This window comes from Anaerobacillus alkaliphilus (assembly GCF_004116265.1).
GTDB lineage: Bacteria > Bacillota > Bacilli > Bacillales > Anaerobacillaceae > Anaerobacillus > Anaerobacillus alkaliphilus.
Genome location: NZ_QOUX01000001.1, coordinates 330552 through 345466, shown reverse-complemented (window position 1 = coordinate 345466; position 14915 = coordinate 330552). Strand labels below are relative to the sequence as shown.

Sequence of the window (14915 nt, the reverse complement as noted above, 5' to 3'; positions counted from 1 at the left end):
ACCCGTGCTATACTACCGTGAATATATCATTAGTGACGAAAAACCTTGGGTAACTTTTATCCATGGTGCTGGAGGAAACTCTAATACATTTTTTAAACAAATTAAAGAGTTTCGCAAACATTTTAATATTCTCCTTATCGACCTTCGTGGACATGGTAAATCCAAGCGTTCCCGTTGGCAAAAAGGCGACTCTTTCGTACAAATTTCGGAAGATGTCATCGAGGTATTAGATCATCTAAAAATTAAAGAAACACACTTTATTGGCGTTTCTCTAGGTACCATAGTTGTTCAAACGATTGCTCAAAAGCATCCACAGCGGATCAGCTCGATGATCCTTGGTGGAGCAGTTATTAAACTTGATATACGTACTAACTTCTTACTGACTGTAGGAAACTTAGGGAAATATTTTGTACCTTACATGTGGCTTTACCGTCTTTTTGCATTTATCATTATGCCACGTACAGCACATGTTGAATCGAGAAATGCATTTGTAGACCAAGCAAAGAAAATGTGTCAGAAAGAATTTATCCGTTGGTTTTCAGTTACCAGAACGATTAATCCATTTTTAAGGAAGCTTCAGCGAGATTTCTTTAACATCCCAACCTTGTTTGTTATGGGGGAAGAAGACTACTTATTCTTACCACCTGTAAAAGACCTTGTTGAGCAAAATGAGCAGTTAGCGTTAGAGTGCATTGAAAACTCTGGTCATGTCTGCAACATTGATCAACCAGACAAATTTAATGCGGCATCCATTAAATTTATCTACCAACAGTATCAATTAAAAGAAGTTTTATAGTAAACTACTAATTAGTTTTTAGATTTTTCTATAGCTAAAAAAGGACTTTGTCATCTGTGACAAGTGTCCTTTTCTATTTTTTATAGAAATTAGGAGATGAAACCATGGATTTTGACATTCAATACTTGTCGTTTTCAATCATAAACATTGAAGGTAGTGGCGAACAAGCGAACAAATCATATAAACAGATTGCTACACTTGACGAATATAAGTATAGCGAGAGTACGTTAAAACCATTTCTAGATGGCGAGTTCATGAGAATTACAAAGCGTAAAGTAGAACGCCACCCGAAGTCAGAACAGGTTCCCACGAAAATTGGGCGGTTTCTTGTTGAACCTGGTTATGATTTAGCCTCTAACCCAAACTATAACTTATTTAACCGAATTCGTAGTGCTACTCAAATCGATGATTTTTCAAAAGCTTGTAGAGAATTAATTCAAACCTACACGGACACAACAGCAGTCCGAGGTGGTGTCTTAATCATTGCTACAGCAAAACTTAATAAATATTTTGATGAGCCATTTGTCTTTGTCATGAAATGCGATTTCGAACAAAAAGTAGCCTCTATATCAGACGAAAAAACATTAATCAACAATGTTGAGATGGCGATAACAACAAAAAACATGAAGTCGATCCAGTACCCTTATATGCCTGAAGAGGGAATGCTAGAATTAGGTGAATTAAAAATACACCAAGCGTCTCACTCTCGTTACTTCGAAGATTTCTTAAAGGGTGTTACCTACGAGAAATCAATGCCTGAAATTGTGAAGGCTCAGGTGGTTGACTTAATGTACGAAGAAATTGACAATGTGTTTACAGAGCCTTCTGAAGAACGAGTTCAAGCTGAAACAGATTTAGAAGTTTGGGCAACGAGTCCGAAACGAGAACTACAAGAAAAATGGACCGAAGAACAAGTCATGGAAGCAACAACTCGAATTGTAGAGCATGCACCTGAAATTGAACTAAAGTTAAAATTAGATCATATGTCAGTCAAAGGTCTTCTATCAGACTTTGGCGATTCCATTCATATCGCCAAGGTGAATGGCAAGTATGTGGTCCTCCTTGAAGGAGATATGTTTCAATTTGAAAAAAATGTATCACCCGTGGAGTTCTTAAAGCCAGCAGATCTGCATGAGATTGTCGAAAAACTATCTAACAGGTAATCCATACAGATAAAAGTACACAGTTCATTTTGATATGACTGTGTACTTTTTTATTACTCTTCTACTTTCCCATCCCTTATTGAGTGCCTATCGACGATGTACCCTTTTCTTCGATACATATCTAGTACCCATTGACGGTCATCAACAGGCTGCATAAACACTCTACCTTCCTTATCAATGATCGCGTATTCTTTTCTTTTTTTTCTAAACAATTTCACAGTATCCTCTCCCTACTCTTCTTTCAGCAAAGGTTAGTTACTCCAAACTCTAGTAATAGTCCCTATAGTAAAAGATATTCGGGAGAGACAAGTTCATGAACTTATTTCTACAATAAAAATGTAGGATGTTTGTAGTTCATACAACCATCCTACATTTTTTAATGAATGATTTCGGCTAATTCTCCTTTAATCACTTTCACTAAATCAGCTACTGCTAATTCGACTTGCAAACCGATTTTTCCACCACTAACAATAATTGAAGGTAAATTCTCAGCACTTTGATCAATGACCGTACGAAAGAGTTTCTTCATTCCGATAGGAGAACAGCCTCCTCGAATATAGCCTGTTAAATTGAGAATTTCTTTTACTGGAATCATCTCAATTTTTTTCTCCCCTACAGCCTTTGCACCCTTTTTAAAATCTAACTCTTTTTCCACAGGAATGATAAACACATAATATTGTTTGCTAGTCCCTTGGGCCACTAATGTTTTATAAACCAACTCAACATCTTTGTTTATTTTATTGGCAACCGAAACACCGTCTATTTTTCCATCTTCACTTTCATATGTATAGGTGTCATACTGTATCTTTTCCTTATCTAGCATCCGCATTGCATTCGTTTTTTTCTCTTTGGCCATATTTTCCACCTCAAAGTAATTATAAACCTATTTGGAAAAAGAAAGAAAGGATGACTACAACAGTCACCCTTCTACAGATATTTTTTTAAACCTCTTTTCCAACACTTTTGACCAATCTGACCACTCCCCTTGAGGAGTTTTTTCCCATAAATGATGGACAATACCTAATCGAGTGTCAAGTAAGTCCACTAAATGTAAGGCAAATGCTTCAGGAATTGATGGTTCTACTGGACTGCCATATTCACCCTTGCCATGGTGACTTAAGATTAAATGTTCCAGAAGTTCAACTTCACTAGAATGAACATCGATGTTTAACCTACGAGCTGTCTCTCTAATATCATGAGCCATTGTAACGATATGCCCAATAAACTTTGATTTATCGGTAACCTTTGTAACGATACCTTTTTCTAATTTATAATCTTTTATTTTCGCTAAATCATGCAAAATGGCACCACTGATAAGGAGATCGCGATTTAACATCTGCGGGTACAATCCAATCACTGTCTCACAGAGTCTAACGGTATTAGCAGTATGCCATAATAAACCACCATAGCCCTGGTGTGCATGAAGAGAGGCAGGATATTGAACAAGAAACGGTCGATAGAGCTTATAAATTTCACTGACAACTCTTTGTAAGGTCTCGTTTTGAATACTAGTTATCGTTTCGTCTACTTCTCGAAACGTCTCTTCAACCTTTATCGGAGCGGATGGTAAAAACTCAGAGATTGAAACAGGTGTTTCTTCATCCGGAAACACCATGTAAAACACCTTTAAATCAACGTTTTGTTGAAATTGTCTAGCTATTCCTTTAATGAGTACTACCTGGGGAAGCTCTTTATGCAGAATATCATAAAGCTGGTAATCTTTTTCTGTTAAATCCCATTTTCGTGCCCTGATTTCTCCTGAAGCATCTGCTAGTGTCATTTCAAAATAGGTGCCGTTTTTGCCAAGCTTGGTTTGTAGACTAGTGAGCAAAAAGTGTTCTTTAATTGTTTCATTCACTGCTAGACTTTGAATTACTTTCCGCAACGTCCTTCCTCCTCACATTCTCATTACTACAATGTATGAAAAGGGATTTAAGCCTATGATTTTTTAATGTGAAAATAAGACAATATCTACATCCCCTCCTGAGAGCTTCGCTACTTCTTCAATGATTAATAACCCAGTTTTCAGATTCATACCTTCATCCTCAAACAAAAATGAGTTATTAGTTGCATATTCATACGCCTCAGCTTCTCGAATTGTACTTTTATCAAAATAGGTAATGTCCTTGCCATATTCAAACTTCGTAGCATAAGGTTTTAAATAACCAAACTGTTGAATATATTCAACAGCTTTTAGTCGTTTACATGCATAAGGAAATTTAAATTTCGCAAGAAAAAGCTTATTCTCATCCGCATCTTCCACTAGTACATTGAAATCATGTTTTGGTACAAGATTCGTAGCTTTATAGGTAGCTTTGTTTCGATAATGGTGAAACTCTTTGATCCCAAGCATGTGAAGAATATTAAGTGTTTCAATCATCTTTGTACTCGTATTTAGCCAAACTTCATTTAACGAATCGTCTCTCAGGATAAAAGTATACCTAAGTTTTCTTACTAGCTGTCGAAAAGAATTCTTCATACTAGCCTCATATTCTTTTCGACTATAGAAAACCCTTCGATGAGAGGTTCCACTTTTTTCAATCACTTCAATGTAAGGAGTTTGTTCGATGTAATGAAGCTCAAACTCACGAATATCAGAGATAAACGGCAGGATTGATTTTACATATTCTTCGACCTGCTCAGGATCTTCACTGTAATATGCAAAACGGTTCACTGTTCTCCCCCCTAACATTCCTTTGATTTAAAATATGCATTTAGTAAAGGATAGAGAACATCAGGATACAATTGTACGAACTGCTAATAAACAGGACACTTTGAACACAAAGGTTTCGTCACCATTATTAAATTTTAAAGAATTGATTTAAAAGGAAGTTCAATGAAAGTTCAAATCTTTTGTACTATTAAGCTATTGTCACTATAATAAAGGCAAGAGCTTTACATGCACTTAAAACAAAGTGAGGTTATTACAATGATAAAAACAATTGATTTACCAACTAAAGCAGAAAGACATAAACGCTTTGGCTCAGTTCCACCTATTAAAGGATCAAAACCAACTGATAAAGAAAAAATGCCAGACTTACAGAATACACCAAATGATTTTCTATTCGCGATAAATTCAGTTGGGATCTGCAACGTAAAGCACCCAGTAATTGTTCACTCAGAACTTGAGCCAAAAGTACAAACAACAATTGCTACCTTTGCCTTAACAACAAGTCTTAACCAAATGTCAAAAGGTATTAACATGAGTCGCTTAACAGAGCTCCTTCAACAGTATCATGAAGAAGGTTTCGTTTTATCGTTTGATCACTTGCAACGCTTTACGAAGGAACTGGCGGAGAAAATGGAACAAACATCTGCAACATTAGAAGTTACTTTCCCATGGTTTTTTGAGCGTAAAAGCCCTGCATTAGATAAAGTTGGTTTGATGCACGCAGACGCAAAAATGAAAGTTACCTACAATAGTGATGTCGATCAATATACGTACGAAACGGGATTAACAGGCGCAGTTACAACACTATGTCCATGTTCAAAAGAAATTAGTGAGTATAGTGCCCATAATCAACGAGGCTATGTTCGGATTGAGACTGTTCTCTATTCGGATAGTGTATGCGATAAAGATTGGAAAAAAGCTTTACTTGATGCAGCTGAAACAAATGCAAGTGCTAAGCTGCACCCAATCTTAAAGCGTCCAGATGAAAAGTTAGTAACCGAAAATGCCTATGAAAACCCAAGGTTTGTAGAGGATATGGTACGCCTTGTTGCTGCTGATCTTTATGAAAATCCATTGGTGAAAGCATTTACTGTAGAATGTCGTAATGAAGAATCCATCCATGTTCATGATGCAATTGCCACAATTACTTACGAAAAAGAATAAAAAACGAGTAGAGGGTATCCTCTACTCGTTTTTTAGCTTGTTTTTAACTTGAAAGATGTTCTGCAACTTTCCATTAAGTTATCAATAATTGTTTGTACTGGTAGAATTTCTTTAATTTCACTCACTCTTGCTCCTGCAAATACAATTCCATTTTCCACATTGCCTTTTACGGCTTGAACGAGTGAATCAAGCGTACAAAATTGATAATTGCATTGTTTTAAGCAAGAATGACATTTTTCAATTTTTATTTTTTCAAGATTGTTTACTCTTTCAACAAAACTATTTTTGATCGCTCTCCCTTGAAGGCCAACCGTCGTTTTTACCAAAACTGTTTCTCCTTCTTGGCAATCAAGATATTTTTGCTTATAGGAGTCTGGCGCATCGCACTCGACACTTGCAACAAATCGAGTTCCCATTTGCACACCTGACGCACCCATTTGAATGGCCTTAGCGATATCCTCACCTGTCATAATCCCACCTGCCGCGATCACTGGAATGTCAACGGCCGCAACAACTTCTGGTAAAATCTCAAATAGCGGACGATCTGTACCTAAGTGCCCACCAGCTTCAAAACCTTCTACAACAACAGCAGCAGCTCCAAGCTTTTGCGATATTTTAGCAAGCTTGCCCGAAGAAACAATCGAAATAACTGGAACTCCGTACTCTCTTCCCCATTGATACATATCACGAGAAATACCGGCTCCAGAAATAATAAAATCTACCTTTTCTTCCATTGCTGCTTTAATCGTGTTGGCAAAGTCTGTCATTGCAAACAAGACGTTTACACCAATATAGCCAACGCCTTTTGTAAGTTCGCGCGCTCTTCTGATTTGTGCTCGCATCTCTTCAATTGGAATACCTGTTCCTGAAATAATACCAATTCCCCCTGCATTAGCAACAGCAGAAGCTAAACCACTTAAAGAAATAGCTACTCCCATTCCTCCCTGCATGATTGGTACCTTCGGTGTCATATGAGCAATTTTCAACTGTGGAATGTTCAATTAAGCTCCCCCTCAAAACAATTTGTCATTTACAACATGGGATATTTTTCCTCTTTATTGTTACCTAGTAACATTTTCTCTATTCCCGTTGTCATGAGAGTATCGTATCAACAATGTGAACTTTTAGACAAGTTACATTTGTCACCTGGTATTGGTAATTGGTCATACTATTTTGTTTTGTTCACTTAATTTTTAAAAATAGATTTTTTCTATACTTTTTCGGGAACTTAGGGATGAAGGCGTTTCTACCTGTGTTTTATTTTTCATTTATTAGGAGAGTTATGTAACTAAGGGGAGGCTTGCTCACCGTTTTTTACAGTTATTAGGAAAATTGTGTAACTTAGATCTTTCTTGCTTACCCTATTTTACAGGTACTAGGAGAATTGTGTAACTAAGGTCAGTCTTGCTTACCCTATTTTACAAGTATTAGGAGAATTTTGTAACTAAGAACTTTCTTGCTCACCGTATTTTACAGTTACTAGGAGAATTGTGTAACTAAGATCTTTCTTGCTTACCCTATTTTACAGATGTTAGGAGAATTTTGTAACTTAGATCCTGCTTGCTTACCATATTTTACAGATGTTAGGAGAATTGTGTAACTAAGATCTTTCTTGCTTACCGTATTTTACAGTTACTAGGAAAATTGCGTAACTAAGGTCAGTCTTGCTTACCCTTTTTTACAATTACTAGGAGAATTGTGTAACTAAGATCAGTCTTGCTTACCCTTTTTTACAGTTACTAGGAGAATTGTGTAACTAAGATCAGTCTCGCTGCCCCTTTTTTACAGTTACTAGGAGAATTGTGTAACTAAAATCAGTCTTGCTTACCCTTTTTTACAGTTACTAGGAGAATTGTGTAACTAAGATCAGTCTTGCTGCCCCTTTTTTACAGTTACTAGGAGAATTGTGTAACTAAGATCTTTCTTGCTTACCGTATTTTACAGTTACTAGGAGAATCGTGTAACTAAGATCAGTCTCGCCGCCCGTTTTTTACAGTTACTAGGAGAATCGTGTAACTAAGATCATTCTTGCTTCTATTCTGGGAAATATGATACCAAACAAAAAAAACAATTGCTTCTCGTTATCGAAGCAATTGCAAACTAACCTAACTACTACTAGCCCTCAAAAGGTTTATTCTTTTTCTTTCTTTTAACGTAAAATACGAAGATTACCACAACAGCCAATACTGGAACAAATATCGGACTCAATCCAACTGCTACAACTACTAGGAACGAAAAGAACGATAGTAATCCATTAATACTATCAATAAATAAGCTCTTTGCTTTCACCCAGGTATTTAAATTTTCACTCGCTTGGATTGAAGCAACATTAACTTTTCTTTCTGTTAAAGAAATTGAAACCGTTGAATAGTCAACGTTGTTCTTGAGATAATTCATTCGTCCCATTACCTGCTCAATTTCTTCTTGAACTTTCGCTAGGTCGCTTGAAATCTTTAACAAATCTTCAGTTTTCGTAGCCTTTTCCATAAAACTAATAAGTCTTTCTTCTACGACACGTTTTGAACGTAAGCGAGACTCTAAGTCGACAAACTCTTCCGTTACGTCATTCCCACTAACATGACGATCATTAACCTTTACACTTTCAGACTCGACTTCATTAATGAAACTATGAAATGATTTCTGTGGGACCTTTACAGTTAAATGACCGTTAATCCGGTCTTCGCCACTATAATAGATGGAAGACTCAACGACGTACCCACCGAGTGTAGCCACTTTTTCTTGAATGATTGCTTCAACCTTATGATAATCTTTAATTTCTAACGAAAGATTAGCATTGTAAATCACCATCCGGTCTGTCACATTAAGGCTTTTCGTATTGCTTGTTTCTTGTGACGAACCACCGTATCCTTGCTCCATTTTTGGTTCCGCGTCCATAACCGCACGATCCGAACTTTCCATAGAGGAATTCCCGGCACTACAAGCTACAAGAAACATTACTATTAAAAAATAAAGACAAAACAACCTTCGACTCATCTCGACCACCCTTTTATCCTTTTTATGTTAGACGCTTATTAACAGCAAAAAGTTTCAAAAAAAGACTTACCAAATTGGTAAGCCTTATTGTTGTTTAAACGGATTTCTCCATTCCATTAAAACCCCAAAGTTATGCGATTCTTCGTCTGCCAAGTAATTCTCAACTAGAGTGACAGGCGTTCTTCCACACATTAGTAAAAAAGAAATCACCGGATCTCGAACTTCCCCACTCAAAACTTTCTGTAGGTACTCTTCAGGCGTCATTTCAGAAGCTAGTTTGTGATACCCTGGCATTCTCCCTCCACCTAACAAGCGTTCAAGTCCTTTATGAACAACCACATCGTACATCGAATCCATTAATACTTTCCCTAATTTATGATTCCGATACGAAGGCCGAATGCAAATATCGACCACATACAACGTATTTCCGTTTGGCTCGTGATTTCGAATATAACCGTTATCCGTGATTTCCTCCCACGTATGCTTGGGGTGCTTCGGATCAAACGGTACGAGGAGCCCTGTCATAGAGCCTGCGATTTCTCCTTCTACTTCTAAACAAAGAGCACCTTCAGGAAAAAGTGTCACATGGTTCGTTAGTTGCTCTTCATTCCACCATAGCTCAGAAGGAAACGGAGGTGGAAAGCTTTCACGTTGGATTTGAATGAGCTCTTCAAAATCACTTTTTTGATAGTTTCGTACGATGACCTTTAATGGCTTCCCTTCGTGAAAGTGAAAAATTTCCTTGCGATACACCGACGAACACTCCTTATCCATTCCTAAGTAGGTTATCTTTGTTTGTTAGTTGTTCCCAATCAGGATAAAGATCACTCCTACGGTCGCGCCATGTTGTTACGGATCCCGCTTCACGAACTTCATATAGTAAGGATAAATCTAAGTCCCCTGTAATAATCATATCGTTATTAATGTCACCTTCAATGAGAATTCCTCGTTGTGGAAATGGAACATCATTAGGTGTAATAATGGCCGCTTGGCCGTAATTCATTCTCATAAAGTCAACAGTTGGTAATGAACCAACAGTACCAGTGGTTACTACATACACTTGGTTTTCAATCGTTCTTGCGTGGCAAGAATAACGAACACGGTGAAATCCGTGAGAGTCATCTGTACAAGATGGACAGAAAATCACATCAGCCCCCATAGCTTTTGCCATCCGGACAATCTCAGGAAACTCAATGTCATAACAAGTTAAAACGGCAACTCTTCCTTTATCTGTGTCAAACACTTGTAAACCATCACCGCCGTGTATATTCCACTCATCTACTTCAGTTGGTGTGATATGAAGCTTTGGTTGCCCAACAATCCTTCCATCTGGGTAAAACATGTGAGCAACATTATAAAGTTTTCCCTCTTGTTCAATTACATGGGTGCCGCCAATAATATGCATTCCATGTTGCTTTGCTAACGTACTAAAAATCTGGTGATAAGCAAGCGTAAATTGGGGTAAATCTTGAATTGTTGGAGTTTCGTCTCCTTCTCCCTTTATAGACATCAGTTGTGTCGTAATAAACTCAGGAAAAAGAACAAAGTCTGATTTAAATTCTGCTGCAGTCTTCACATAGTGAGTCACCTGGTCCTCAAACTCTTGAAAACTAGAAATTGTGTGTAAATGATATTGAACAGCTGAAACGCGCAGCTTCATATCAAAACCCCCTTTTAAACCGAATTATTCGTATTTGTCGCCCTATGAAAAAAAGACAACAAAACGATCATAACATATATCCTTTATGCTGTTCGTAAATTTGCTTAAAAAAATACAAGAAAAAAATGGGCCAACTTCCTTCTGGAAATTGACCCACTTCACTTAACACAATGGCTGTATATTGACCTTTAATCCTTCTAAGAATGATTTATCCTTAAGTAGGCGGTGAAACTCTAACTCTTCAAAAATTTCCGTTACTCTAGCCTCATCAATTGATCGAATACATTTTTGTATCTCAATCTCGACAGGTACTTCACAATGTATTTCTGCTAACTTACGTGAAAGATGAAGCATGTCCAACTCAGTTTCAATTTTTGTCCGGATACCTTTAGAAAGCTTCGGTAAATTCTCTAAAATACCTTCAATTGATCCATATTCCTTTAAAAGTTTAATCGCAGTCTTCTCGCCAATTCCCTTAACACCAGGAAAATTATCGCTTGTATCACCCATTAATCCCTTTAAATCAATAAACTGGGCAGGTGTTAATTCTTTTTCTTCAAGAAGCTTTTCCAACGTGTAAACTTCGTAGTTGGACATTCCTTTTTTCATAATAATGGAATGAGTATTTTCGTTTATTAACTGCAAACTATCGTGATCACCTGTAAGAATTTGAATTTGCATCTCTTGGCTATACTTTTTCGCTAGCGTTCCAATACAATCATCTGCTTCAAATCCCTCAATCCCAATATTAGGGATATCAAAGTATTCTACCACTCTTTTTACTAAGTCAAATTGTGGAATTAATTCATCAGGAGCCTCGCCTCGGTTAGCTTTATAAGCTGGATAAAGTTCATTTCGAAACGTCCGTGCCCCCATATCCCAACAACATAAAACATGCGTTGGTTGAAATGTACGAATTGCATCTTGCATATATTTAACAAAGCCGTATATGGCATTTGTCGGTATTCCTTTACTTGTTTTCATAATGTAGCCGCTATATGAAGTAGCATAGTAGCCTCTAAATAAAAGTGCCATGCCATCAATAATCATCAATGAGTCTTTCGTGTTCATTGTGTTCCCAACTCCTTCACTCGTTTGGTTTAGTTAAAACACGTAACTACTATCATAACAAAAAGTTGTCCAAAATCATAGTTTTCATCTAAAATTCTATCTTTTTTATTCAAAGATTTGTCATAAAATGTTAAGATATATTTAGACTATCTAAATAAGAGGGGATCTTATGGCCGCAGAACCAAAACAGCTAGTAAATGCTTTACCCGAGCAAAAAACGATGTATAACATTCTTTTAATTATTGGCTTCGTTCATTTACTAAACGATGCCATTCAATCCGTTGTCCCGGCAATGTTTCCAATCTTACAGCAATCGATGGGACTAACGTTTACTCAACTTGGCCTTATTGCTTTTGCTCTTAATTTAACTTCATCATTAATCCAGCCTGTCGTAGGCTACTATACTGACAAAAAACCCTCACCTTATGCCCTACCAATCGGCCTTTGCTTTACGTTTTTCGGAGTGCTTGGGCTAGCCTTTGCTCCGTCTTTCTGGTTAGTTGTTCTTTCCGTTATCTTTATTGGGTTAGGTTCAGCTACATTTCACCCTGAAGGTTCGCGGGTAGCCTATATGGCTGCTGGGGCAAAGCGTGGTACCGCGCAATCAATCTATCAAGTTGGTGGAAATGCAGGTCAAGCGTTAGCACCTTTAATTACAGTATTAATTATTGTGCCATTCGGCCAATTCGGTGCAATATGGTTTACATTATTAGCTGCCCTTGCAATTGGACTACTAGTCTATATTGCAAAATGGTATTCGCAACAAGTTACTATGTTGGCCAAGAAGAAGGTTTTCCAAAAGAAAAAAACGCAAAACAATCCAGAAACAAAGAGAATTGTCGTGTTTGCGATTACCTTATTAGTATTTCTCGTGTTTGCCCGTTCTTGGTTCCATGCTGGAATTTCAAATTTTTACGTGTTTTACATGATGGAGAAATTTACGATTACTGTTGACCAGGCACTTATTTACATTTTTGTCTTTTTAGCTGCAGGAGCATTTGGTACATTTGCAGGTGGACCGTTAGCAGACCGTTATGGAAAACGAAATATCTTAATGCTTTCTATGTTAGGGTCTGCTCCTTTAGCTCTGCTTTTGCCACATGTTGGGCCAATCTTTACTTACGTGCTGATGGGGACCATCGGTTTTATTATCTTATCAAGCTTCTCGGTATCTGTGGTTTACGCTCAAGAACTTGTCCCTGGAAAAATCGGCATGGTTTCAGGATTAATCGTTGGTTTAGCGTTTGGTATGGGAGCGATCGGCTCAGTTGCTTTAGGAGCAATTGCTGACTGGATTGGACTATCTAATACAATGTTATTTGTTGTCGCATTGCCATTACTAGGGCTATTAACCTTCTTCTTACCAACTGACCAGAAGTTACGAGAAATTAATGAGTAATACTTGAAAAGCTCGCCAAAAGGTGGGCTTTCTTTATAAAAATTTGAACATTCTAAGAATTGAGTTTTTTTATGTTGACTATTTCACAATTACTTTTACTATCTGTTTAATCTAATAAAAGCAAGCGATGAGTACTATGGATCAAACTATAGTAGGAGCAGCTTCTGGAGAGTTCGCATGATGCGGCGCCGAAGGATTCACTATCTCAGGCAAAAGGACAGAAGAGTAACTACTACTATATGTACGTTATTCTATTGCCTACTGAGATTGGAAACATTTCCAATCTTTTTTTATTTCATAAAAATAATCGAGGTGATAATGGTGGAGAAAAAACGTGCAGTGGTAAGTGTAATTGGGAAAGATCAAGTTGGAATTATTGCCAAAGTGACAAGTGTCTTAGCAAAAAATCAGGTGAACATCCTAGATATTAGTCAAACGATCCTCCAAGACTTTTTTACAATGATGATGTTAGTCGATGTATCTGATCTAGAGAGCCTAGAGCATCTACAAGAGCAATTTGAACCAATTAATCTAGAAATGGGCTTAAAGATTAACATACAGCTCGAAGACTTATTCAAAGCGATGCATCGAGTCTAAAAGGAGGGGTCAGACAAATGAATATTGCACTAGCAGAAATGCAAGAAACCATTCGAATGGTACAAATGGAGAGCCTTGATATACGAACAGTAACGATGGGAATTAATCTTCACGATTGCGCTGACTCAAATTTTTCAAACCTTAATCAGCGAGTCTACGATAAAATAACTACCTACGCAAAAGAGTTAAAGTCGGTAGCAGAAACGGTAGAAAAAGAATATGGAATACCAATTATCAATAAACGAATATCAATCACACCTATTGCTGAAATTTTAGGTAATGCGACCAAACAAGAAGCTATTGAACTGGCCAAAACATTAGATAAAGCAGCTAAAGTTTTAGGAGTAGACTTCATTGGTGGATACTCGGCCCTAGTACATAAAGGGATTTCTAAAGGAGATCAAACTCTCCTTGATGCACTTCCAGAAGCTTTAAGTGTAACTGACCGAGTATGTTCTTCTATATCAGTGGCAACGACTCGAACTGGCATTAATATGGATGCAGTGAGACAGCTTGGTATCATTTTAAAGGATGCAGCCGAGCGTACAAAGGAACAAAATGGTCTCGCTTGTGCAAAGCTTGTTGTCTTTTGCAACCCAGTAGAAGACAATCCATTTATGGCTGGAGCATTTCACGGGTCAGGTGAAGGGGAAGTCGTTCTTAATGTAGGTGTGAGTGGCCCTGGTGTGGTACTAAATGCACTTAGAAGATATCCTGACGCTGATCTCGGTAAGGTCTCAGAAATTATTAAGAAAACAGCCTTTAAAATAACTCGTGCTGGGGAGCTCATCGGTCGTGTTGTGGCTGAGCGTTTGAATATTCCGTTTGGAATTATGGATCTGTCGTTAGCACCAACAAATGCAATGAATGATAGTGTTGCTGAAATCCTTGAAGAAATTGGTTTAGAACGTGTCGGAACACACGGAACGATTGCCGCCCTTGCACTCATGAATGATGCAGTTAAAAAAGGTGGTGCGATGGCAAGCTCCTATGTCGGTGGTTTAAGTGGCGCATTTATCCCAGTGAGTGAAGATAACGGTATGATTAAAGGAATTGTAGATGGCGCTCTTACCCTTTCGAAACTAGAGGCTATGACATGTGTTTGTTCAGTGGGGCTTGATATGATTGCTGTCACTGGAGACGTGTCAGCTGCTACCCTTTCAGCAATGATTGCTGACGAGGCTGCTATTGGAATGATTAACAAAAAAACAACCGCTGTTCGTGTTATCCCCGTGCCCGGAAAAAAAGAAGGCGAAATGGTCGAATTTGGCGGTCTGTTAGGTCGTGCACCCGTCATGGGTGTCAATCCTTTCTCGTCTGACAAATTGATTGCACGTGGCGGACGTATTCCTGCTCCATTACAAGCCTTAATAAATTAAGAGAAGGTGAGGGGGTTCTCC

General features: G+C 37.7%; 15 protein-coding genes and 1 riboswitch. Of the genes, 6 read left to right on the top strand and 9 right to left on the bottom strand.

Annotated features, from left to right (window positions below; translation table 11 throughout):
- Positions 1-4 precede the first annotated feature (4 nt).
- Positions 5-796: an alpha/beta fold hydrolase gene (locus DS745_RS01780; protein ID WP_129076487.1), complete on the top strand. Its 792-nt coding sequence runs from the start codon at positions 5-7 to the stop codon at positions 794-796.
- A gap of 104 nt (positions 797-900) precedes the next feature.
- Positions 901-1959: a DUF3900 domain-containing protein gene (locus DS745_RS01775; RefSeq protein ID WP_129076486.1), complete on the top strand. Its 1059-nt coding sequence runs from the start codon at positions 901-903 to the stop codon at positions 1957-1959.
- Between the two features lie 53 nt (positions 1960-2012).
- Here DS745_RS01775 and DS745_RS24430 read toward each other — a convergent pair whose 3' ends face one another.
- The 4 genes from DS745_RS24430 to DS745_RS01760 form a co-directional block, all read right to left on the bottom strand.
- Complete coding sequence (locus DS745_RS24430) at positions 2013-2177, bottom strand: hypothetical protein (protein ID WP_161568144.1); 165 nt, start codon at positions 2175-2177, stop codon at positions 2013-2015.
- Positions 2178-2335: 158 nt separating this feature from the next.
- On the bottom strand, positions 2336-2815 hold the full coding sequence (ybaK, locus tag DS745_RS01770) for a Cys-tRNA(Pro) deacylase (RefSeq protein WP_129076485.1): 480 nt from the start codon (positions 2813-2815) through the stop codon (positions 2336-2338).
- A 63-nt stretch (positions 2816-2878) separates the two neighbouring features.
- Positions 2879-3844: a 3'-5' exoribonuclease YhaM family protein gene (locus DS745_RS01765; protein WP_129076484.1), complete on the bottom strand. Its 966-nt coding sequence runs from the start codon at positions 3842-3844 to the stop codon at positions 2879-2881.
- Positions 3845-3907: 63 nt separating this feature from the next.
- Positions 3908-4633, bottom strand: coding sequence for a hypothetical protein (locus DS745_RS01760; RefSeq protein ID WP_129076483.1), 726 nt, complete (start codon positions 4631-4633; stop codon positions 3908-3910).
- 255 nt (positions 4634-4888) lie between these two features.
- Here DS745_RS01760 and folE2 point away from each other — a divergent pair, with 255 nt between their 5' ends.
- Complete coding sequence (gene folE2 / locus DS745_RS01755) at positions 4889-5794, top strand: GTP cyclohydrolase FolE2 (RefSeq protein ID WP_129076482.1); 906 nt, start codon at positions 4889-4891, stop codon at positions 5792-5794.
- 32 nt (positions 5795-5826) lie between these two features.
- Here the strand turns inward: folE2 and DS745_RS01750 are convergent, their stop codons facing one another.
- From DS745_RS01750 to DS745_RS01730, 5 genes are all read right to left on the bottom strand, one after another.
- A complete protein-coding gene (locus DS745_RS01750; protein ID WP_196121188.1) occupies positions 5827-6765 on the bottom strand; it encodes an NAD(P)H-dependent flavin oxidoreductase in 939 nt (312 codons plus the stop codon).
- Positions 6766-7909: 1144 nt separating this feature from the next.
- Positions 7910-8713, bottom strand: coding sequence for a DUF4349 domain-containing protein (locus DS745_RS01745; protein ID WP_161568143.1), 804 nt, complete (start codon positions 8711-8713; stop codon positions 7910-7912).
- Between the two features lie 159 nt (positions 8714-8872).
- Positions 8873-9541, bottom strand: coding sequence for a GNAT family N-acetyltransferase (locus DS745_RS01740; protein WP_129076479.1), 669 nt, complete (start codon positions 9539-9541; stop codon positions 8873-8875).
- A 13-nt stretch (positions 9542-9554) separates the two neighbouring features.
- Positions 9555-10448: a carbon-nitrogen hydrolase family protein gene (locus tag DS745_RS01735; RefSeq protein ID WP_129076478.1), complete on the bottom strand. Its 894-nt coding sequence runs from the start codon at positions 10446-10448 to the stop codon at positions 9555-9557.
- A gap of 162 nt (positions 10449-10610) precedes the next feature.
- Positions 10611-11519, bottom strand: coding sequence for a 5'-3' exonuclease (locus DS745_RS01730; RefSeq protein WP_129076477.1), 909 nt, complete (start codon positions 11517-11519; stop codon positions 10611-10613).
- Between the two features lie 169 nt (positions 11520-11688).
- Between DS745_RS01730 and DS745_RS01725 the strand changes: the two genes are divergently transcribed.
- The 3 genes from DS745_RS01725 (at position 11689) to DS745_RS01715 (ending at position 14894) form a co-directional block, all read left to right on the top strand.
- Positions 11689-12918 (top strand): MFS transporter, encoded by a 1230-nt coding sequence (locus DS745_RS01725; protein ID WP_129076476.1) that lies wholly within the window; start codon positions 11689-11691, stop codon positions 12916-12918.
- A gap of 154 nt (positions 12919-13072) precedes the next feature.
- A riboswitch (glycine riboswitch) is annotated at positions 13073-13149 on the top strand.
- A gap of 90 nt (positions 13150-13239) precedes the next feature.
- On the top strand, positions 13240-13515 hold the full coding sequence (locus DS745_RS01720) for an ACT domain-containing protein (RefSeq protein WP_129077001.1): 276 nt from the start codon (positions 13240-13242) through the stop codon (positions 13513-13515).
- Positions 13516-13532: 17 nt separating this feature from the next.
- A complete protein-coding gene (locus DS745_RS01715; RefSeq protein ID WP_129076475.1) occupies positions 13533-14894 on the top strand; it encodes a PFL family protein in 1362 nt (453 codons plus the stop codon).
- Positions 14895-14915: the final 21 nt, after the last annotated feature.

Excerpts from the sequence above, each read along its gene's own strand:
- DS745_RS01775 (WP_129076486.1), top strand. The coding sequence starts at position 901 with ATGGATTTTGACATTCAATACTTGTCGTTTTCAATCATAAACATTGAA.
- ybaK (WP_129076485.1), bottom strand. The coding sequence starts at position 2,815 with ATGGCCAAAGAGAAAAAAACGAATGCAATGCGGATGCTAGATAAGGAA.
- folE2 (WP_129076482.1), top strand. The coding sequence starts at position 4,889 with ATGATAAAAACAATTGATTTACCAACTAAAGCAGAAAGACATAAACGC.
- DS745_RS01750 (WP_196121188.1), bottom strand. The coding sequence starts at position 6,765 with ATGACACCGAAGGTACCAATCATGCAGGGAGGAATGGGAGTAGCTATT.
- DS745_RS01745 (WP_161568143.1), bottom strand. The coding sequence starts at position 8,713 with ATGGAAAGTTCGGATCGTGCGGTTATGGACGCGGAACCAAAAATGGAG.
- DS745_RS01735 (WP_129076478.1), bottom strand. The coding sequence starts at position 10,448 with ATGAAGCTGCGCGTTTCAGCTGTTCAATATCATTTACACACAATTTCT.
- DS745_RS01730 (WP_129076477.1), bottom strand. The coding sequence starts at position 11,519 with ATGAACACGAAAGACTCATTGATGATTATTGATGGCATGGCACTTTTA.
- DS745_RS01725 (WP_129076476.1), top strand. The coding sequence starts at position 11,689 with ATGGCCGCAGAACCAAAACAGCTAGTAAATGCTTTACCCGAGCAAAAA.
- DS745_RS01715 (WP_129076475.1), top strand. The coding sequence starts at position 13,533 with ATGAATATTGCACTAGCAGAAATGCAAGAAACCATTCGAATGGTACAA.